Origin of the sequence: Marivivens donghaensis, from assembly GCF_011806565.1 — a bacterium.
GTDB lineage: Bacteria > Pseudomonadota > Alphaproteobacteria > Rhodobacterales > Rhodobacteraceae > Marivivens > Marivivens donghaensis_A.
In genome coordinates this window covers 1-17,946 of the sequence record NZ_JAATOP010000010.1, presented here as the reverse complement: position 1 = coordinate 17,946, position 17,946 = coordinate 1, and the positions used below count along the sequence as shown (strand labels likewise).

Sequence of the window (17,946 nt, the reverse complement as noted above, 5' to 3'; positions counted from 1 at the left end):
GGCGTGCGGGCAAACAAGTGCTCAGTGCGCGGCGATCTGCTCTTTTCTCGGTTTTGCCAGCAGAGGCACAAGCGAGGTCGAGCAGATCGAAACCACGGCCAGCATCCAGAACACATCGTTCCACGCCATGATGTTCGACTGTCCCGACACGCTGAACGCCAGTTGTTGCAGCGCCATCTGGTCGGGATCACCCAGCAGAACACCCTGCCCGTTCATCGCCCCCGAAATGCCTGCCAGACGGGCCTCGACATCGGCGTCGGTGTTGCTCAGCCGTTCGGCCAGCCACCAGTAATGGCGGTCGTATCGCCCGTCCCACTGCGTGTTCATCATCGCAAGACCAAGCGCGCCGCCCATGTTGCGGAACAGGTTGAACAGCCCCGAGCCCGTGCCAACCTCGGACAGCGGCAGCGTCCCCAACGCGGCCTGCGTAAACGGCACGATGCAGATCACCAATCCCGCGCCGCGGATGGACTGCGCCCAGAAGAGCTGCTCGAACCCGACCTGCCCCGTCATCTGCGAATTGAGCCACATCCCAACAGCGGTCCTCGGAAAGCCGATGGCGAGCATCGCGCGCGGGTCCAGCGGCCCGTTCAGGCGGCCTACCAGCGGGGCTGTGAAGAACATCGCCGCTCCCGTCACCCACATGACCTGCCCGATCTGGAACGAATTGAACCCGCGCACTCGGCTGAGGACCTGCGGGAGGATGAAGCTCTGCCCGAAAAGGCAGATGCCCAGCACGAAGGTCAGAATGCAGCCGACGGTGAAGTTGCGGTTCTTGAACGCGCCGAAGGTGAAAATCGGCTCTCTGATCGTGAAAGCCCGCCAGAACAGCAGGATGCCGGAAATGGCCGAGATGACGGCGAAGAGCATGATCTCGTGGCTGTCGAACGAGTCCTCGCGCGGACCTTCGTCCAGCACGAATTCCAGCGACCCAAGGAAGCCCTGTAGCGCACGGAAAACGATCAGCGAATTGATGTCCCACGCAAAGCCGCAGGCCAGCGACATCAGGGTGAAACCGAAGGAAGACGCCGCGAACAGCCACCGTGTCGACATCACCCGCGCCAGCCAGCCCGACAGCGGGATCATCACGACCTCTGCCACGAGGTAGGCGTTCTGGACCCATGTCACCTCGTCCATCGACGCGGCAACGCCCGACTGGATGTCAGGCAGGGACGCGGCGACGATCTGGATGTCGAGGATCGCCATGAACATGCCGCAGACCATCAGGAAGAACCCGAAGGTTCCTCCTTTCGGTTTGAAGTCGTCGTCGTCGGTCACTGGTGGCCTCCGCGTGTGTCGACGCTAACGACGACCGAGGCCCCTGCCCGCAGCGGCTGCTCGCCCATCTCGGTCAGTTTGATCCGGACGGGGATACGTTGGACGATCTTGGTGAAGGTGCCGGTGGCGTTATCCGTCGGCAGCACCGAAAATTCGCTACCCGTGGCGGGGGCGAGGCTTTCGATGGTGCCGTGCAGCTTCTCACCGTGGAGCATGTCGACCGCGATCTCGACCGGCATTCCGGGATGGAAGGCGGCGACTTGCGTTTCCTTGAAATTGGCGGTGATGTAGATGTCATCGCCCGTGGGAACGAGGCTCATGAAGCGCCTGCTGGGACGGAGGTATTCACCGACCGCGACACCGATATTGCCCGCGATACCGTCACGCGGCGCAACGATTGTGGTGTTGTCCAGATCAATGCGGGCAAGACGCTCGGCTGCCTGCGCAGATTGGAGCCGCGCCTCGTAGGTGGTCGCACGTCGCCTGCACTGACTTGCGCGTTGTCGGATACCGGCAGTTCCTGCACCGTGCCTTCAACCAGCGCGGAAACCGAAACGATGTCCGCCTGAAGGTAGGCGTCCTCGGTTTCCTCGATAAAGCGGCCCACGGTCCACCAGTGCTCGCCCTGCCGCACTGCAAGCGCCAGCGCGACACAGGCCACAGCGAGGAGGATGAACTTTTTGCGCCCCCGCGTTTGGGCGGTGCGGTTTAGGTGGGAGCCTCGGGGGCGGGCTGATCCGGCGTTTCGCTCGGTTCGGGGTGTCCGACAACCCCCAGCGGGTCTATGGCGTTCGTGCTTTCGGTCGGGTTCGAAGCTTTGGCGTTATTCATATCGTCGAGTCCTGCAATGTTGCTTGGCAATCTAACGAATTGCGCCGTCTCGAAAATGACCGCATCTGATGACAGGCGTTCCAATTTTGAAACGGCGATCCCATGGATGATGTGAGCCTCGATGACCTCAGGGTCTTTCACCTGATTGCAACAGAAGGCGGCATCAGCGCCGCCGCCCGCAGATCCCGCGCGTCCAAGGCAACCCTGTCACGTGCCCTTGCGCGGCTGGAGCAGTCTGCGGGCACGCCTCTGTTTGACCGTATGGGACAAGGTTTCCGCCTGACCCGTACGGGCGCTGCGCTGGCATCGGTCGCCGCAGGCACCGCTTCTATCGCGAAAGAGGCAGAGGCCGTTCTGCGCGCCGCGCACGAGACGCCCCAAGGGCCGCTCAGGATCGCGGCGGAGGCCATCGTGGCGCAGTTGGTGCTGGGGCCCGTGCTGGGCGAATTGCACCGCCGTCACCCTTCGGTCCGCGCCGAGGTGATCGTGACGGGCAGCGCGCCCAATCCGTTGGTTGAGGACATCGACGTCATGCTGCGCATCGGCCAACCGACCGAAGATTACCTCGTCGTGCGGCGCATCATGCGCTCGCCGCTCCACCTGTACATCCCCGCCGCGAAGGCCGATCAGATCGACGTGGAAGACCCCATGTCCATCGAAGCGCTCGGCCGCGTCGTCATTCAGGCCCCCGGTGTTCCGGAAGACTGGGTGCTGCGCGCGGACGACGGCAGCGCGGTTTCCATGAGCTCCCCCCCCTCGCGAGCGTCGGCGATCCCGCGGTTGTTCTGGGCATCTTGCGGAGCGGCAACGGCGTCGGCCTCCTCCCCGCCATCTTGGGTGATCTGCTCGTCCGGTCGGGCATCTGCGTGCGCGCCCTGCCGCGCCACTCCGGCCCTTTGATCGAAGGTTTTGCCTGCCTCCCGCCGCGCCGCGCCAGCGTGCCTGCCGTTCGCGTCTTTATTGATTTGCTGGCCGAGTTCACCAAGGACGCGGAAGCCAAGTTCCTCATGAGTTACTAGGCCACGCCCTTGCGGCCCGAGATCGTCCATGATTAGCATCGGCCCATCGACTGAGTGGCAACTAGGGTTCCGGGCGACACGCCGCAGGACCGAGCGTTGCAGAGACCGGGGGAGTTCTCTGGCTGCACCCAAGGGACAAAAGCCCAGGGGAGGAGACGTCGAGATCAACCACGCCAACTGCGCATCAGGAGGTCTCAATGACGCTTTCCTCGTTACTGCTCGTCGTTCTCGCATCCATCTGCCACGCCACATGGAACCTACTGGCCAAGCGGGCCGCATCGGTCGGCGCTGTATTCGTATTTTTTTACAACGTGATAGGCGTCATCGTTTACGCACCTTGGGTGGTCTATCTGCTTTTGCAAGGCACCATCGACTGGACGTGGTTAAAGGTCGGATTTGTCGTGTTAAGCGGCCTAATCCATCTGGCCTACAGCCTGTGTTTGCAGCGCGGCTATCAGGTGGCCGATCTTTCGGTCGTCTATCCGGTGGCGCGCGGCACCGGCCCGCTGCTGTCGACAATCGGAGCGTTCCTGATCCTTGGCGAAACACCAACTGCTTTGGGCGTGGTCGGCCTGGTGCTGATCGTCGCCGGCATCCTGCTGATCGCGACCCAAGGGCGACTGTCCGCCTTCACCCAGCCCGGCGGCCAAGCGGGCATCAGATGGGGCACGGCGACAGGCGGGCTTATCGCCAGCTACACGGTTGTCGACGCCTACGAGGTTAAAGCGCTCGGCATCGCGCCCGTGGTCCTCGACTGGTTTTCGAGCGTCCTTCGCCTGCTGCTGTTGCTGCCGCTGGTGCTCGCCAATCCTCGCCGTGCGCTGACCGCGATGCGCGGGCACTGGTGGACGGCTGCGGGGGTGGGATTGCTGTCCCCCCTCTCCTACATCCTCGTCCTGACCGCACTCAGCATGGGCGCACCGCTGAGCCTCGTCGCCCCCATGCGGGAGATGTCGATGATGGTCGGCGCGCTGATGGGCATGTTGATCCTGCGCGAAGCGGTCGGCAAATGGCGATTGATCGGCTGCGCAGTCCTGATCGGTGGCGTGATCATGCTGTCTTCGACGTGACCGACACGTCGACTTTTGCCGTTGTGATCTTTTGGGCTTCAGTGAGGCCGAAAACCCAAGCTCCCCACCTAAAGCCAACTCACCACGGCTGTAGCCCGAGAAGTTTCTCGCCCAGTTCGCTCAACTCAGCCACCTTTCCATGGCCCTTTTCCCACTCACGCGGGTCGCCCGGAAATGCATCACGCTGCGGGTGGTCCTGTTCGCGCCAGAGCCGGATGCGTTCGTCACGTTCCGCGACATTTTGCGGCTCGGCGGGATGCATAGCGATGTACTGCGCCATGCGGTGACGGTTCTCCGAGTGGTTGGGGCGCACCCCGTGGGCCAACAGCGAGTTGAAGATCAACAGATCACCTGGCGCCATTTCGATATTCTCGCGCTCCAGTCCCGTCATATCGGGGTGCATCGGGTCACGGTCGGCGGGCTGCGTGGCCTTCCATTCGTAAAACTTTTCAAAGAGGTACGGCACACACTGGAACCCGCCCGTCTCGTGATCTTGCGGCATGAGGCTCAGGACGCCTTGCACGCCAATCGGCAGTGGATCGAGCGAGGTGTCCACATCCCAGTGGATGAACCCGTCAGGGTTGCCTTTGACCTTTTTCGGCGGATTGAGGTTAGCGCGGTCGATGGTCACCCAAAGGTCGGTGCGATCCCAGATATCGACGAACACGTCATAGACCCGCTGCTCCATACGGTTATCCCAGAGGTACTGGTGATTGTAGATCTCCAGCATTCCGGTGTTGTTGAGTTCCTTCATTTTGTGCTCTCGCCTTTGCGGGGCGTACCACGTCGATGGGTCGTTCGGGTCCTTTTCGTCGAACTCCCACAGCAGATTTGCCAGTCGCTCGACGTTCGCTTGCGGCACGACCTGACGCACGATGACGTAGCCTTTCGTGATCCAATGCTCCCACTCGCTCTGCGACAGGACACGCAGCGGAAGCTGTTTTTCGATAAGGTGCAGCGGCGTCGTTTGGGACGTGGTCGGGTGATGATCGCGCTCGGTGGCTTCTGACATGGTGGTTCTCCCTCTTGGTAAGTCCCTCCGATCATGCGCCGCACGGTTGCCGATTGTTGTCGACTTCTGGCAATTTCCAATCCTATTCTGGCGTTATGTCGCCGGATTACATGCTCAAGAGCGCAAGCCGCGAGGTATTGCCCCAACGCGGCGATGTGTCGTGGCAGCGGCTCGACCGTCGTCTGGAACAGGGCATTCCGTTCAACTGGCACCACCATTCTGAGATGGAACTGACGTTGACGCTGAACTGCGTCGGGCAACGTTTTGTCGGCGATCATGTGTCCGGTTTCGTGGACGGCGACCTCGCTCTGGTCGGCTCGAACCTGCCCCACACGTGGGCGTCACAGGATCGGATCGACCTGTCACAGCCGTTCCTCGCCAAGGTCATATGGTTCGACGCGGAGTGGCTGAAAGCCATAGGGCGGTCCGCGCCAGAGTTTTCGGCTCTCACGTCGTTCTGTGATCGCGCCCAGCGCGGGCTACAGTTTTCACAGGCAACGCAATCGCAAGCCCGCCCCCTTGTCGAGCGCCTGTTCGATCTGCCAGTCCGCGAGGGGATCACGACGCTGCTGGAACTGCTGCTGCTTCTGTCGAGAGACGATGGAGCGACCACGCTGTCATCGATCGGCTTCCTCCAGAAATCCGAAGGCTACTCCGACCGGATGAACCGCGTCCTCGATCATGTCCACCAGCACTACGATCAGCCGATTACCGTCGAGGCTCTGGCGGCAATCGCGGCGCTCAGTCCTTCGGGGCTGCACCGGATGTTCATCCGGCATGTGGGCGTCAGCCTGTCGAGTTACCTCATCAACCTCAGGATCGGTGAAGCGTGTGCCCGGCTTGCGGCGACAAACCTGCCTGTCAGGATCATCTCGCAGGACGTCGGCTATTCCTCTCAGGCGAACTTCAACCGCCACTTCCTGCGGACGCGGTCTGAAACCCCGAGCGCCTATCGCAATCGGATCAGGGGGTCGGATCGGCGCCGGCACTAGCACCAGACAAGCGCCCCGCCCTCACCGGTCGGGACGCTTCTGCGTTAAATCACTGACGTCAGCCGAACTCGAAGTAGTCCCAGACTTGAGGCATGAGGACCGCTTGGTCGAAGCTCATCGTGATGGTATCGCCGGACTTCGCGAAGTGGACAACGAATTCGCCACCTGCTGTTTCCTGAGTGATGGTAATTCCGCGATTGGACATTGCTGCTTCGATTTCGGAGGCGCTGGCTGTGGAGGTGTCGACATTCACGCCATACCCCTCCAGACGGATCACGTCGCCGCCGAACCGCTCCATTGAAACGAAATCGTCTCCGCCAGCGCTCTTCTTTTCAAAGATGAAAACGTCCGCATGACCGCCGCCGTACATGTAGTCGTCGCCACCACCGTCGATGAAGGTGTCCTTGCCGTCACCACCGGAGAGCGTGTCATTCCCGCCCCCGCCAGTCAGACGATCATTGCCGGTGCCGCCCTGAAGCAGGTCATTTCCGCCGCCACCCGAGAGAACGTCGTTTCCGCCATCACCGGCAAGGCTGTCACGGCCGCCACCGCCGATCAGTTTATCCTTGCCCTCACCGCCGCTCAGGTGGTCACGCCCGCCGCCGCCAGACAGTTTGTCATTGCCCGCGCCACCATCAAGCGTGTCGTTTCCGGCTTGGCCCACCAGTTTGTCGTTACCGCTGCCGCCAAAGATTTCATCGTCGCCGCGGCCACCTTTGAGGGTGTCTTTCCCCCCAAGGCCCTCGATCACGTCGTCCTGCGCGGTGCCGTTGTATTTGTCCTTGCCGCTGGTTCCCGACCATCCGTCCTGGGTGGCGAATTCACCATTCACAAGCGGGTTCAGCGCAGCAAGGTCCGCTTCAGTCCAAGTTTCGACGAACTCTTTGACCGTCGGGCCTTCGCCGTTGAAATCGATAACGATCTTGTAGGAGTGCGGCGCGATAACGGTGATTTCGTCGATCTGGATATTCGCGGTGCTCTCCACCCACGCATCGCTATTTCCGATCTGGAAAAGCTGTAGCGGCTCAGGCCAGTCACCAACCAGATCGGCCGTAACCGATCCCGTAATATCGCTGTAATAGGTCAGCCGGAACGTATTCTCGGGCATAATCGTAGCGGGGGTCATTTCCGCCAATCCGGTGAGCTGATTGGCATCGAGATAGCTAAAATCGAACTCGGCGCCGCCGCCAGCAAAGAAAAGCAAATCGACATCGTCAAAAGTGTATTCGACCAAACCGTTCAGGTCGGTGAGCGTAACTTCAACAGTCATTGGGAAACATCCTATGTAAATGGTGAACAAAACTTAGGCAAAATAGGAAAACTGTGACGATGAGATTGGCTGTTAACCATTGTCCAATCAATATGTTTCGCGTGCCAGACTGGTAACGTTTTCAACCATTGAGCGGATCTTCGAGGGACAGCGATTTTTCCTCAGAGCTTGAACGCATCATGCATCGACCCCGCGCTCGAGAGCATCACAAGACCGGATATTTCTGACTTGTCAGCGGCACTTACGCGCTGTTCAGCGGCAGAGCCTTCGCTCCGATCTTGGCCTTCAAATCGTCCGGCGCAACGCGGAAGACCGCATTCGGCGCCCCAGCGGCCGCCCAGACCTCTTGATATGAGAGCAGCGTGTCATCCATCCATGTCGCGATTGGCGCGAGATGCCCGATCGGGGACACGCCACCAATGGCAAAGCCGGTTTCTTCGCGAACGCGCTTCGGATCGGCACGTGTCAGCCCCTCGCCCACATGATCGCTGATCGTCGTGAGGTCGACGTCGTGCGCGCCGCTGACAAGCAGCAGTTTCAAATCACCGCTTTCCACGCCTTCGAAGATCATCGATTTGACGATTTGGCCAACTTCGCATCCGCAGGCCTTCGCGGCGTCGGCCGCCGTTCGCGTGCTATCCGGCATCCGGACAACCTCGACATCGAGCCCCAGTGATTTGGCTGCTTCTTGAACTCGGTTAACGCTTTTCGACATCTGGGGCACCTTCTGAAAAGGGTGCCAGACTGACAAGTCCAGAGGGATTGTCAATGAAGTGCGGGGCGGTCGGCAATTGGGTGTTTGCTCACCAAGTAACGATCTTCAATCAGGCGGATGTCGCGTGAGATCTGGTGCGCAGCGCAGCGTCCGACAGAGGCGAATCGTGGCTTGAATTTTGCCCGCATGAGGTGCGTTTTTGAAGGCCGCCCCATCGGGAGGTCATTGGATCACATGGCAAATACAATCTGCAAGTCATTGATATTACTACTACAATCACACTCCTCCTCGCAACACACGCTAAGATTGCCAAAACTAATAAAATAATACTTAATAGCTTTCACGGAGTTAGGAGAAGGCTCCAAGGGAGGAATTTATGAAACTTAAAACTGTACTTTTAGCGACCGCTATTGCCTCTGCGCCCATCGCCGCGACTGCCGCGGATATGACGATCGGTTTCAGCCAGATCGGCTCGGAATCCGGTTGGCGTGCTGCCGAAACCACCGTGACCCGTCTTGAGGCTGAAGAGCGCGGCATCGAACTCAAATTCGCCGATGCGCAGCAGAAGCAGGAGAACCAGATCAAGGCGATCCGTAGCTTCATTGCTCAGGGCGTCGATGCGATCTTGATTGCCCCTGTCGTCGCGACTGGCTGGGACGAGGTACTCGAAGAAGCGCAGGATGCCGAAATTCCGGTCGTTCTGCTCGACCGCACAGTGGACGCGGACGAGTCTCTCTATCTGACCGCCGTGACGTCCGACCTCGTTCACGAAGGACAGGTTGCCGGTGAATGGCTTGCAACCGAAATGGACGGCGCGGATTGCCGTATCGTCGAACTTCAGGGCACGACTGGCTCCTCGCCCGCCATCGACCGTAAAAACGGTTTCGAGCAAGGAATCGCCGGACACGACAACCTCGAAATTGTCCGCTCGCAGACCGGTGACTTCACCCGCGCGCAGGGCAAGGTCGTCATGGAAAGCTTCCTAAAGGCAGAGGGCGGAGAGAACATTTGCGCGCTTTACGCCCACAACGATGACATGGCCGTCGGCGCGATCCAAGCGATCAAAGAGGCCGGTCTGACCCCGGGTGAAGACATCAAGATCGTCGCCATCGACGCCGTTCCGGATGCGCACCTTGCCATTGCCAACGGCGAGATGAACGCAACCATCGAACTGACGCCGAACATGGCGGGTCCGGCTCTGGACGCACTCGAGGCCTATTTCGCTGACGGCACCGAGCCTGCGAAGTGGATCCAGACGGAATCCAAGCTGTTCACTGCAGCTGACGACAACCAAGCGATCTACGAAATGAAGAAAGACCTTGGTTACTAAGGCTCTCCCGGAGGTGCGTTAGCACCCAACTGCTGACCGGCCTTTCCCATCGGGCCGGTCAGTATTTTCGTCAGAAGAAGACCGGTCAGCCTCTAGGATTTCCGTATGAACGACATGACGCCATCGCTCGCGGCACCGATGCTGCACGCACGAGGTATCTCTAAATTTTTCCCCGGCACCATTGCTCTGGACGATGTGGAACTGGTTCTGCACGCTGGCGAAGTTCATGCCCTGCTGGGTGAGAACGGCGCGGGAAAATCCACGCTGATCAAATGCCTGACCGGCGCTTACAGGCGCGACGGCGGCGTCATTATCCTCGACGGTGCAGAGGTCGCGCCGGAGTCCACTGCGGCCAGCCAGAAACTTGGCATCGGCACCGTCTATCAAGAGGTCAACCTGCTGCCGAACCTGACCGTGGCCGAGAACCTGTTCCTCGGTCGGCAGCCGATGCGCGGGCCTTTTCTGGCGCGCCGTAAAATGAATGCGGAAGCGCGCGACGTGCTGGCGAGCTACGGGTTGGACATAGACCCCGCAGAGCCGCTTTCGGCCTACTCGGTCGCGATCCAGCAGGTCGTGGCCATCGCCCGTGCGGTCGAGATGTCTGGCAAAGTTCTGATCCTCGACGAGCCAACCGCGAGTTTGGATCGCGATGAAGTCGCCTTGTTGTTCGGCGTGATCCGTCAATTGACCGCGCGTGGTCTGGCCGTCGTGTTCGTCACTCACTTCCTCGACCAGGTGTTCGAGATTTCGGACCGCGCGACGATCCTGCGCAATGGTCGGATCGTGGATAGCTGCATCATCCGCGATGTCACGCAGCGGGATGTGGTCACGATGATGCTGGGCCGCCAGCTTGAATCGCGGGTCGAGCGCAAAACGGTCGCTCCGGCTGGTAAGGCGCTGGTCGAGTTCAAGGGGCTGACCAAGCGCGGGATGATCGAGCCGTTCGATCTGACCGTCCACGAAGGCGAAGTCGTCGGGCTCGCTGGTCTCCTCGGCTCCGGTCGGTCAGAGACCTGCAATCTGATTTTCGGCGTTGTCGCTGCAGACGAAGGTGAAACGCACCTGCGGGGCCAGCCCGTGTCGATCAACCGTCCTCGAGATGCTGTGGCGCAGCGCTTTGCCCTCTGCCCCGAGGATCGCAAGGTCGACGGTATCGTTGGCGATCTGTCGGTGCGCGATAATATCATCATCGCCCTTCAGGCCCGCCAAGGCTGGATGAAGCCGATCCCCCGCGCCAAGGTTCAGGAGATCGCCGAACGCTACGTGCGGGCGTTGGACATCCGTTTGGCCTCATTGGACATGCCGATCCGCCTTCTGTCTGGCGGCAACCAGCAGAAGGCGCTCCTCGCCCGCTGGCTGGCGACGAACCCAGATTTCCTGATCCTTGATGAACCCACGCGCGGCATTGATGTCGGGGCGCACGCAGAGATCATCGCGCTCATCGACCAGCTTCGCGCGGATGGGATGGCGCTGCTCGTGGCGTCGTCCGAACTCGAGGAACTGGTCGCCTACTCCACCCGCGTCATCGTTCTGCGCGACCGTAAACAGGTTGGCGAGTTAAACGGCGACGAAATCACGCCGGACAACATCGTGCGCGCCATCGCAGACGAAAAAGAGGACGCCTGATGGGACCGAAACCTTCGCTTTTGAAACGGATCCTGCCGCAGCTTATCATCCTCGCGGCGGCTCTTTTGCTGAATGTGATCGTCTTTCCGGACTTCTTCCAGATCGACTTCCGCAATGGCCGACTTTTCGGCAACCTCATCGACGTTCTGAACCGCGGCGCACCTGTCGCATTGCTGTGTATCGGTATGACGCTCGTCATCGCGACCAAGGGCATCGACCTGTCGGTCGGCGCGGTCATGGCGATCTCGGGCGCAGTGGCTGCATCGACTGTGGTTGAGGGCCACGGCTGGGGCACAGCGCTACTGGCCGCACTGCTTGCGGGCGGCCTCTGCGGGCTGTGGAACGGGTTCCTCGTGGCGGTGCTGCGCATCCAGCCGATCGTCGCGACGCTTGTGCTGATGGTGGCCGGACGCGGGATTGCGCAGTTGGTAACCGAAGGCAAGATCCTGACCTTCTCAAACGAGGGTCTGATCCAACTCGGTTCCGGCACGGTATTCGGCTTGCCCACACCGATCCTGATCTGGGTCGTATTGGGAGCATTAGTGACATTCGTCGTCCGCCGCTCTGCGCTTGGAATGCTGATCGAGGCCATCGGCATCAACGAACGCTCGTCCCGCTTGGCCGGTATCAACAGCCGCGTGTTGCTGGTCTGCGTCTACCTTTTGACCGGCCTGTGCGCTGCTCTCGCCGGTGTCATCGTTGCCGCCGACATCAAGGGCGCGGACGCCAATAACGCGGGGCTTTGGCTGGAACTGGATGCGATCCTCGCGGTGGTCATCGGAGGCAACTCGCTCCTTGGCGGGCGGTTCTCTATCGTCGCGTCGCTGCTTGGTGCGCTGATCATCCAGTCTATCAATTCGGTAATCTTGCTTTCGGGAATGCCGCCGGAATTCAATCTTGTCATCAAGGCCGCACTGATCCTGACCATCCTCGTGATCCAGTCGCCGCGTATGGGGAACTTGATCTATCTGATCCGCGCCACCGGTCCGCAACCCCAGCCCGAAGCCACCCGAGCACGTCCCAAGAAAGAGGCTACCCAATGATCCGCGCGACCCATCTTCCGCTCTTGGTCACACTCGGGACATTCGTTCTGGCCTATGCCCTGTGCGGCTACGCCTACCCTGCGATGCTCTCGACGCGGGTGATCGCGAACCTGCTGACGGACAATGCATTTATCGGCATCGCAGCCGTCGGTATGACGTTTGTCATCCTGTCAGGCGGCATCGACCTGTCGATCGGTTCGATTATCGCCTTCACAGGCGTTTTCCTCGCCGTCATCCTACGGGATACCTCGCTGCACCCGCTGGTCGCCTTTGCCATCGTTCTGGCACTGACCACCTGCTTCGGTGCTGCGATGGGCGCCACGATCCACTACCTCGAAATGCCGCCCTTCATCGTGACCTTGGCTGGCATGTTCCTCGCGCGCGGCGCGGCTTACGTTCTGTCGACCGAAAGCGTCCCAATTACGCATGAATTCTACGACACGCTGCAAGGTCTGTATTGGAAAGTCGACGGCGCCCGCTTCCGCCTGATTGGTGGCGTGATGGTCCTCACGTTCATCGCGGGCATCCTCATCGCGCACCGCACCCGCTTCGGTCAGAACGTCTATGCGCTCGGCGGCGGTGAACAGGCTGCAAAGCTGATGGGCGTTCCTGTCGCGCAGACCACGATCGGCATTTATGCCTTGTCCGGAGGGCTCGCGGGGCTTTCAGGGATCGTCTTCTCGCTCTATACATCGGCCGGCTATTCGTTAGCGACTGTGGGCGTTGAACTCGACGCAATTGCAGCGGTCGTCATCGGCGGCACGCTTTTGACTGGTGGATATGGTTTTGTCGCGGGGACGTTTTTCGGCATCCTCATCATGGGACTTATTCAGACGTACATCGTCTTCGACGGCACCCTGTCGAGTTGGTGGACGAAAATCGTCATCGGAGGGCTGCTGTTTGCATTCATCCTCCTACAGAAAGGATTGATGTGGGCGACGCAGGCAAAAGCGGGGCAGGCAAAACGAAAGAAAGCTACTGGCTTCGCCGCTCATTCATGACACTCATCCAATCCGGAGGCGTGGCGGAGCGTGCGTCGAACCACACGGCCTTCGTGGTGGACCAGATCGGTCGCGCCATCGTCGCAGGCGAATATCCGGCGGAAACGATGATCCCGCTCGATCCGGACCTGTGCGAGATGTTCGGCGTGTCACGCACGGTGGTGCGCGAGGCGAAGAAGACGCTAATCGCCAAAGGGATGATCCAGTCGAAGGCCAAGGTCGGCACCCACGTGCGCCGCGCCGATGACTGGAACATGTTCGATGAGGACGTCCTGCGCTGGCACGCCACGGCCCGCAATCCGACGCGGTTCTATGAAGAGCTGTACGAAATCCGGATGATCTTCGAGCCCGCAGCTGCCGCGCAAGCGGCGGGCCGGGTTAATCAGGTCGATCTGGATGAATTGCACGCTCTCTGCGACCGCTTGGCGACCGCGGGAAGTCGCACCGATTTCGCACTGGCCGACTACGAGTTCCACAAACAGGTCCTGCGCCTGTCCGGAAACCGCTTCCTACAGTCGCTTGGCGACCTCGTGCAGACGGCGCTCTACTCGCTGTTCATGGCGGAGCATATCGGCGACTTCTCTGATCGCCGCGAGACCGTCGCCAAGCGTCACCGCGCCATTGTCTCGGCCATCGCTTCGGGCGCTCCGACGGAGGCACGAGAAGCGATGAGCCAAGTCATCCACGACGGCTATGCCAACGTGATGCACGGGTAGGATTTGCGCCGGGCATAGTGGTCCTGCACCTGAATTTTCAGGCTCCCCGCAGTCTTTGCACCCTTTCTCACCGCCGCCAGTAGCGATGAGTCACCAGCGCGCCGATATACGGCCCGATTGCGCCGATGGCATCGAGTGCCTCCAGCGGCGCGCCAATGTCGCCACGGATACCAATGCGGATATTATCCATTTCATCCTTAGATGCTGGAAGACACCGGTGGGAATTGAGGAGCATCCCCCATGTCGCTTCGATAGTATTTTACGCGCGGTAATTTTTTCCTTACGCGACCTATCAGGCCGAGTCCCGTATGATTAGTCGTGCCTCCAGCTTCTGGATTGCTGGCACGGCAGCACCACTATTTCCATCGATGAGCGCAAATAGAGACTCAACGCTCCGCTCTGCAATCGCCGTGTAGTCCTGCGCGACCGTGGTCAGCGGCGGGCAGGTAAAGCGCGCCAGCGGGTGGTCGTCATGACCAGCAATACGCATGGCACAGCCAGACCCGCGCCCGACCCGCAATCCTTTAGAGTACGCCGCAGCCAGCAGCCCGATCGCCATACGGTCATTTGCGCACAAGACAGTGCCGGAAGGGAATTCCCGGTTCGAAATCAGCCGCACACCTTCCTCGTAGCCGAGCTCTTCAAAGTTCCAGTTGGACCGCGAGATCGGCACAACATACGGCTCATGGCCGAGACGCTCCATCGAGGCGGTATAGGCGTCCCGCCGCTCCGAAGCGTTCAGATTGACAGCAGGCATATCGAGGAAACAAGGCGGCTGGCCAGTGCGGCAAAGGTAATCGACCATCAGTCCTATCGAGTTGAAATTGTCATTTCCGACAAAGGTTTGCCCAACATCGAGGTAGCTATCAAACAGCACAGTTGGGGTCTCATCCGCGAACTGGCGCAAGCGCTCGACGTCGCTCGTCTCTCCCAATGGCGCAATCACCGCACCAGCCAGCTTCAACGTGCGCAAGGTGTCCAGCGCAGCCAGTTCCTGCTCTGTCGCGCCGTGCGACGGAATAACGATCGGCCAGTATCCCGCAGCAGTGCAGCGCATTTCCACATGGCGCACGACTTCCGAAAAAAATGGGTCGGCGATGGTCGGCACGACGATCCCGATATTTCGCGTGGACCGGCGGTTCTGGTTCATCGCAAACATATTCGGGCGGTAGTCATATTGGTCGAGAGCAGCCTCGATGCGCTCGCGGGTCGCGCTCCGGACCTTCGTCGGGTCGTTGAAATATTTCGAGAGGGTCGGACGGGAGATACCAATCACTGTAGCGAGCTCGTCCATATTGCGGATTTTCTTCTCTTCCATCTTCAATCCCTTTCCTTGAGCGGGACCATTTACTTGCCGCAAGTAGACAAAGATTGCCATGACGGGCCGCAAGTCGGAACATTTTATTTACGCGCGTAAAATTTTTGATTAACTGTGATACCGCTGGATGGCACCAACACGGTTAAGATCCGCCAGCGCATTCGCGCCACCGTTGAGCGCGAGGAAGGGTCGGGTATGAGTAAAATCGTGGTTATTGGCGAAATTCTCGTTGAGATCATGGCTGACTCCATCGGCAATGGGTTTAACGAAGCCATCGCGATGACGGGCCCCTATCCGTCCGGCGCGCCAGCCATTTTTATCGACCAAGTGGCACGCATGGGCGCAGAGTGCGCCATTGTTTCCACGGTCGGCGACGATGATTTCGGCCGTCTCAATATCGAGCGGTTGGCTTCAGACGGTGTGGATATCTCAGGAATAGCGGTCGATCAGGACCGCCCGACCGGTTCGGCCTTCGTCAGATATCGCAGTGATGGGTCAAGGGACTTCCTGTTCAACATCCGTCATTCAGCCAGCGGGCTGTTGCCCGAGAGTGAAGCCGCTCAACGCGTTCTAGTTGACGCAACGCACCTCCACGTCATGGGCTCGTCGCTTTCAAGCCCGGCCTTCGTGATGATGAACTTGAAAGCGGCGCGAGCGGTGAAGCAGCGCGGTGGCACAATCTCGTTCGATCCAAACCTTCGCAAGGAGATCCTTTTATCCCCCGGCATGGCTGAAGCGATGAAAGAGTTCGTCGCGCTGACAGACGTCTTTCTTCCCTCGGGCGCCGAACTGACCTTGCTGACAAAGGCGCAAAACGACTTGGACGCGGTCGCGGAGCTCCTGGCGCTCGGCATCAAAGTCATCGTCCACAAGATGGGCGCAAAGGGGGTGCAGTACTATGATGCCAACACAAGCAAATTCATCGCGCCCTATATCGTCGACGAGGTGGACCCGACTGGCGCGGGCGACTGCTTTGGCGGTACCTTCGTCGCCCTGTGGTACGCTGGAACGGACGTTACCGATGCCCTGAACGTTGCCGCAGCAGCAGGCGCCCATGCTGTGACCAAACGGGGCCCGATGGAAGGTGCCGCGAGCTATGAAACCCTTATCGAATTTATGAAATCCAAAGAGAGAGCCGTATGACCCATCCTCTCCGTTCGATCCCCGCTGCCTTCCATTCTGGAAAGCCGCTTGGCATCACGTCCGTTTGCTCGGCACATCCTGTTGTCATTGAGGCAGCACTGTCGCTGGCAAAAGAAACGGGCCGCCCTGCCCTCGTCGAGGCGACATGCAACCAAGTCAATCACGAGGGCGGCTACACGGGCATGACGCCATCCGACTTCCGGACCTTTGTCATGGAGATCGCGCAAAAGGTCGGCATCGCCATGGATAACGTAATCCTCGGTGGCGACCACTTGGGGCCGAACCCGTGGAAATCGCTACCTGCCGAAGAAGCCATGGCGAAAGCCGAAGCCATGATTGCGGCATTCTCTGCGGCGGGCTTTACAAAACTTCACCTCGATTGCTCGATGGGCTGCGCAGGTGAACCCGTCGCTTTGGATGACGAGACAACGGCGTCGCGCGCAGCTAGACTTGCCACCGTGGCCGAAGCCAACAAAACGGACATGGACCCAGTGTACGTGATCGGCACCGAAGTCCCCGTACCCGGCGGTGCACTTGAAGAGCTACACGATCTGGCTGTGACGACCGCCGACGCGGTATCAGAAACCTATGCGGTCCATGAGGCTGCGTTCGCAGAGCGAAATCAGCAAAGTGCCTTCGACCGCGTCATCGGCATGGTCGTGCAGCCTGGTGTAGAGTTTGGCCACTCGGACGTCATCGAATTCGTCCCAGCCAAAGCGTCCGGTCTGACATCCTACTTAAAGTTCATCCCGACGATCGTTTTCGAAGCGCACTCGACCGACTACCAAAGCAAAGAAGCTCTAGCAGCTCTGGTACAGGGCGGCTTCTGCATCCTGAAAGTCGGCCCTTGGCTGACCTTCGCTCTGCGCGAAGCGCTCTATGGCCTGGATGCGATTGCTGACGTCATGGATGGACACGCACCGAAGAACCGGCTCATGTCGGCATTGGAAAACACGATGCTCGAAAGCCCCGAAAACTGGGCGAAATACTACGAAGGCTCTGCCGAGGAACTCTTCTTCCAGCGCCACTTCAGCTATTCTGACCGCATTCGCTATTATTGGCCGACCAAGGACGCATCTGAAGCTGTTAAGGCCCTCAAAGCCCGTTTCGCTGGTCGAACTATTCCCGAGCCGCTTCTTTCGCAGTATCTGCCAAATTTGACCGCGAAGTACTTCGATGAAGCTTTAGTAGAAGCCGTGCAAAATGTGCTGAAGGTGTACGACGCAATCACGCTTTCAAAATAGCGGACTTCGTCGATAGCGCCGCACCGTCAGCTGGACGAAGAGCAGCAGGTTAAGGCTGGAGCTGGTCCGAACGTTGTGCGGATTTCGATCGGGATTGAGGATTTGCAGGACATCATCGCGGATCTTGATCAGGGTTTGAGTGCTGCGACGGCCTGATTGACGCGCCTTTTGGGCCATCGGAACGGTGGCCCAAGGGGATAGCGGCATCAAACGCAAAGAACCCCGCGGGTTGCAGGACGATGTACGGATAGTCATTGAATATTGGTTGCGGGGGTAGGATTTGAACCTACGACCTTCAGGTTATGAGCCTGACGAGCTACCGGGCTGCTCCACCCCGC

At 59.7% G+C, this 17,946-nt stretch carries 19 protein-coding genes and 1 pseudogene; 11 read left to right on the top strand and 9 right to left on the bottom strand.

Annotated elements, in window-relative coordinates; translation table 11 throughout:
* Window positions 1-21: 21 nt before the first annotated feature.
* The 4 genes from HCZ30_RS13485 to HCZ30_RS16770 form a co-directional block, all read right to left on the bottom strand.
* Complete coding sequence (locus HCZ30_RS13485; protein ID WP_167638824.1) at window positions 22-1,278, bottom strand: MFS transporter; 1,257 nt, start codon at window positions 1,276-1,278, stop codon at window positions 22-24.
* A complete protein-coding gene (locus HCZ30_RS16530) occupies window positions 1,275-1,643 on the bottom strand; it encodes an HlyD family efflux transporter periplasmic adaptor subunit (RefSeq protein ID WP_348640399.1) in 369 nt (122 codons plus the stop codon). Before HCZ30_RS16530 ends, HCZ30_RS13485 begins: the two co-directional genes overlap by 4 nt.
* Window positions 1,595-1,885 carry a biotin/lipoyl-binding protein gene (locus HCZ30_RS16525; RefSeq protein ID WP_217703053.1) on the bottom strand — a complete coding sequence of 97 codons (291 nt, stop codon included), beginning with the start codon at window positions 1,883-1,885 and terminating at the stop codon, window positions 1,595-1,597. The genes HCZ30_RS16530 and HCZ30_RS16525 overlap by 49 nt, the downstream gene beginning before the upstream one ends.
* Window positions 1,886-1,986: 101 nt before the next feature.
* Window positions 1,987-2,109, bottom strand: coding sequence for a hypothetical protein (locus HCZ30_RS16770; RefSeq protein WP_281352640.1), 123 nt, complete (start codon window positions 2,107-2,109; stop codon window positions 1,987-1,989).
* A 102-nt stretch (window positions 2,110-2,211) separates the two neighbouring features.
* Here HCZ30_RS16770 and HCZ30_RS13475 point away from each other — a divergent pair, with 102 nt between their 5' ends.
* Together HCZ30_RS13475 and HCZ30_RS13470 are read left to right on the top strand one after the other, a co-directional pair.
* The gene (locus HCZ30_RS13475; protein WP_167638823.1) at window positions 2,212-3,009 is read left to right on the top strand and encodes a LysR family transcriptional regulator; all 798 of its coding nucleotides are present in this window, start codon (window positions 2,212-2,214) and stop codon (window positions 3,007-3,009) included.
* Window positions 3,010-3,325: 316 nt separating this feature from the next.
* Window positions 3,326-4,198, top strand: coding sequence for an EamA family transporter (locus HCZ30_RS13470; RefSeq protein WP_167638822.1), 873 nt, complete (start codon window positions 3,326-3,328; stop codon window positions 4,196-4,198).
* Between the two features lie 79 nt (window positions 4,199-4,277).
* Here HCZ30_RS13470 and HCZ30_RS13465 read toward each other — a convergent pair whose 3' ends face one another.
* Entirely contained in the window at window positions 4,278-5,210 is a 933-nt protein-coding gene (locus HCZ30_RS13465; protein WP_167638821.1) for a phytanoyl-CoA dioxygenase family protein, read from the bottom strand.
* Between the two features lie 110 nt (window positions 5,211-5,320).
* Here HCZ30_RS13465 and HCZ30_RS13460 point away from each other — a divergent pair, with 110 nt between their 5' ends.
* Entirely contained in the window at window positions 5,321-6,202 is an 882-nt protein-coding gene (locus HCZ30_RS13460) for a helix-turn-helix domain-containing protein (protein ID WP_246212828.1), read from the top strand.
* Window positions 6,203-6,260: 58 nt separating this feature from the next.
* On the opposite strand, the gene HCZ30_RS13455 is transcribed toward HCZ30_RS13460, so the two are convergent.
* A complete protein-coding gene (locus HCZ30_RS13455; protein WP_167638820.1) occupies window positions 6,261-7,472 on the bottom strand; it encodes a calcium-binding protein in 1,212 nt (403 codons plus the stop codon).
* Between the two features lie 241 nt (window positions 7,473-7,713).
* Window positions 7,714-8,187 carry a YbaK/EbsC family protein gene (locus HCZ30_RS13450; RefSeq protein ID WP_167638819.1) on the bottom strand — a complete coding sequence of 158 codons (474 nt, stop codon included), beginning with the start codon at window positions 8,185-8,187 and terminating at the stop codon, window positions 7,714-7,716.
* A gap of 376 nt (window positions 8,188-8,563) precedes the next feature.
* On the opposite strand from HCZ30_RS13450, the gene ytfQ reads away from it, so the two are divergent.
* From ytfQ to HCZ30_RS13425, 5 genes are all read left to right on the top strand, one after another.
* Complete coding sequence (gene ytfQ / locus HCZ30_RS13445) at window positions 8,564-9,517, top strand: galactofuranose ABC transporter, galactofuranose-binding protein YtfQ (protein ID WP_167638818.1); 954 nt, start codon at window positions 8,564-8,566, stop codon at window positions 9,515-9,517.
* A gap of 105 nt (window positions 9,518-9,622) precedes the next feature.
* Entirely contained in the window at window positions 9,623-11,143 is a 1,521-nt protein-coding gene (locus HCZ30_RS13440) for a sugar ABC transporter ATP-binding protein (protein WP_246212826.1), read from the top strand.
* The gene (locus tag HCZ30_RS13435) at window positions 11,143-12,186 is read left to right on the top strand and encodes an ABC transporter permease (protein WP_167638817.1); all 1,044 of its coding nucleotides are present in this window, start codon (window positions 11,143-11,145) and stop codon (window positions 12,184-12,186) included. The genes HCZ30_RS13440 and HCZ30_RS13435 overlap by 1 nt, the downstream gene beginning before the upstream one ends.
* Entirely contained in the window at window positions 12,183-13,187 is a 1,005-nt protein-coding gene (gene yjfF / locus HCZ30_RS13430) for a galactofuranose ABC transporter, permease protein YjfF (RefSeq protein ID WP_175581046.1), read from the top strand. Before HCZ30_RS13435 ends, yjfF begins: the two co-directional genes overlap by 4 nt.
* Entirely contained in the window at window positions 13,184-13,903 is a 720-nt protein-coding gene (locus tag HCZ30_RS13425) for a FadR/GntR family transcriptional regulator (RefSeq protein ID WP_167638816.1), read from the top strand. Before yjfF ends, HCZ30_RS13425 begins: the two co-directional genes overlap by 4 nt.
* A gap of 67 nt (window positions 13,904-13,970) precedes the next feature.
* On the opposite strand, the gene HCZ30_RS16765 is transcribed toward HCZ30_RS13425, so the two are convergent.
* Window positions 13,971-14,093 (bottom strand): hypothetical protein, encoded by a 123-nt coding sequence (locus tag HCZ30_RS16765; RefSeq protein WP_281352639.1) that lies wholly within the window; start codon window positions 14,091-14,093, stop codon window positions 13,971-13,973.
* A 102-nt stretch (window positions 14,094-14,195) separates the two neighbouring features.
* A complete protein-coding gene (locus tag HCZ30_RS13420; protein WP_167638815.1) occupies window positions 14,196-15,221 on the bottom strand; it encodes a LacI family DNA-binding transcriptional regulator in 1,026 nt (341 codons plus the stop codon).
* 195 nt (window positions 15,222-15,416) lie between these two features.
* Between HCZ30_RS13420 and HCZ30_RS13415 the strand changes: the two genes are divergently transcribed.
* The 3 genes and pseudogenes from HCZ30_RS13415 to HCZ30_RS13405 form a co-directional block, all read left to right on the top strand.
* Window positions 15,417-16,364: a tagatose kinase gene (locus HCZ30_RS13415; protein ID WP_167638814.1), complete on the top strand. Its 948-nt coding sequence runs from the start codon at window positions 15,417-15,419 to the stop codon at window positions 16,362-16,364.
* On the top strand, window positions 16,361-17,608 hold the full coding sequence (locus HCZ30_RS13410) for a D-tagatose-bisphosphate aldolase, class II, non-catalytic subunit (protein WP_167638813.1): 1,248 nt from the start codon (window positions 16,361-16,363) through the stop codon (window positions 17,606-17,608). The genes HCZ30_RS13415 and HCZ30_RS13410 overlap by 4 nt, the downstream gene beginning before the upstream one ends.
* 6 nt (window positions 17,609-17,614) lie before the next feature.
* Window positions 17,615-17,764: pseudogene (locus tag HCZ30_RS13405) on the top strand (PLP-dependent transferase); the annotation flags it as partial.
* Window positions 17,765-17,946 lie beyond the last annotated feature (182 nt).

Excerpts from the sequence above, each read along its gene's own strand:
- HCZ30_RS13420 (WP_167638815.1), bottom strand. The coding sequence starts at position 15,221 with ATGGAAGAGAAGAAAATCCGCAATATGGACGAGCTCGCTACAGTGATT.
- HCZ30_RS16765 (WP_281352639.1), bottom strand. The coding sequence starts at position 14,093 with ATGGATAATATCCGCATTGGTATCCGTGGCGACATTGGCGCGCCGCTG.
- ytfQ (WP_167638818.1), top strand. The coding sequence starts at position 8,564 with ATGAAACTTAAAACTGTACTTTTAGCGACCGCTATTGCCTCTGCGCCC.
- HCZ30_RS13465 (WP_167638821.1), bottom strand. The coding sequence starts at position 5,210 with ATGTCAGAAGCCACCGAGCGCGATCATCACCCGACCACGTCCCAAACG.
- HCZ30_RS13470 (WP_167638822.1), top strand. The coding sequence starts at position 3,326 with ATGACGCTTTCCTCGTTACTGCTCGTCGTTCTCGCATCCATCTGCCAC.
- HCZ30_RS13460 (WP_246212828.1), top strand. The coding sequence starts at position 5,321 with ATGCTCAAGAGCGCAAGCCGCGAGGTATTGCCCCAACGCGGCGATGTG.
- HCZ30_RS13425 (WP_167638816.1), top strand. The coding sequence starts at position 13,184 with ATGACACTCATCCAATCCGGAGGCGTGGCGGAGCGTGCGTCGAACCAC.
- HCZ30_RS13440 (WP_246212826.1), top strand. The coding sequence starts at position 9,623 with ATGAACGACATGACGCCATCGCTCGCGGCACCGATGCTGCACGCACGA.
- HCZ30_RS13475 (WP_167638823.1), top strand. The coding sequence starts at position 2,212 with ATGGATGATGTGAGCCTCGATGACCTCAGGGTCTTTCACCTGATTGCA.
- yjfF (WP_175581046.1), top strand. The coding sequence starts at position 12,183 with ATGATCCGCGCGACCCATCTTCCGCTCTTGGTCACACTCGGGACATTC.
- HCZ30_RS13410 (WP_167638813.1), top strand. The coding sequence starts at position 16,361 with ATGACCCATCCTCTCCGTTCGATCCCCGCTGCCTTCCATTCTGGAAAG.
- HCZ30_RS16770 (WP_281352640.1), bottom strand. The coding sequence starts at position 2,109 with ATGAATAACGCCAAAGCTTCGAACCCGACCGAAAGCACGAACGCCATA.
- HCZ30_RS13415 (WP_167638814.1), top strand. The coding sequence starts at position 15,417 with ATGAGTAAAATCGTGGTTATTGGCGAAATTCTCGTTGAGATCATGGCT.
- HCZ30_RS13450 (WP_167638819.1), bottom strand. The coding sequence starts at position 8,187 with ATGTCGAAAAGCGTTAACCGAGTTCAAGAAGCAGCCAAATCACTGGGG.
- HCZ30_RS13435 (WP_167638817.1), top strand. The coding sequence starts at position 11,143 with ATGGGACCGAAACCTTCGCTTTTGAAACGGATCCTGCCGCAGCTTATC.
- HCZ30_RS13455 (WP_167638820.1), bottom strand. The coding sequence starts at position 7,472 with ATGACTGTTGAAGTTACGCTCACCGACCTGAACGGTTTGGTCGAATAC.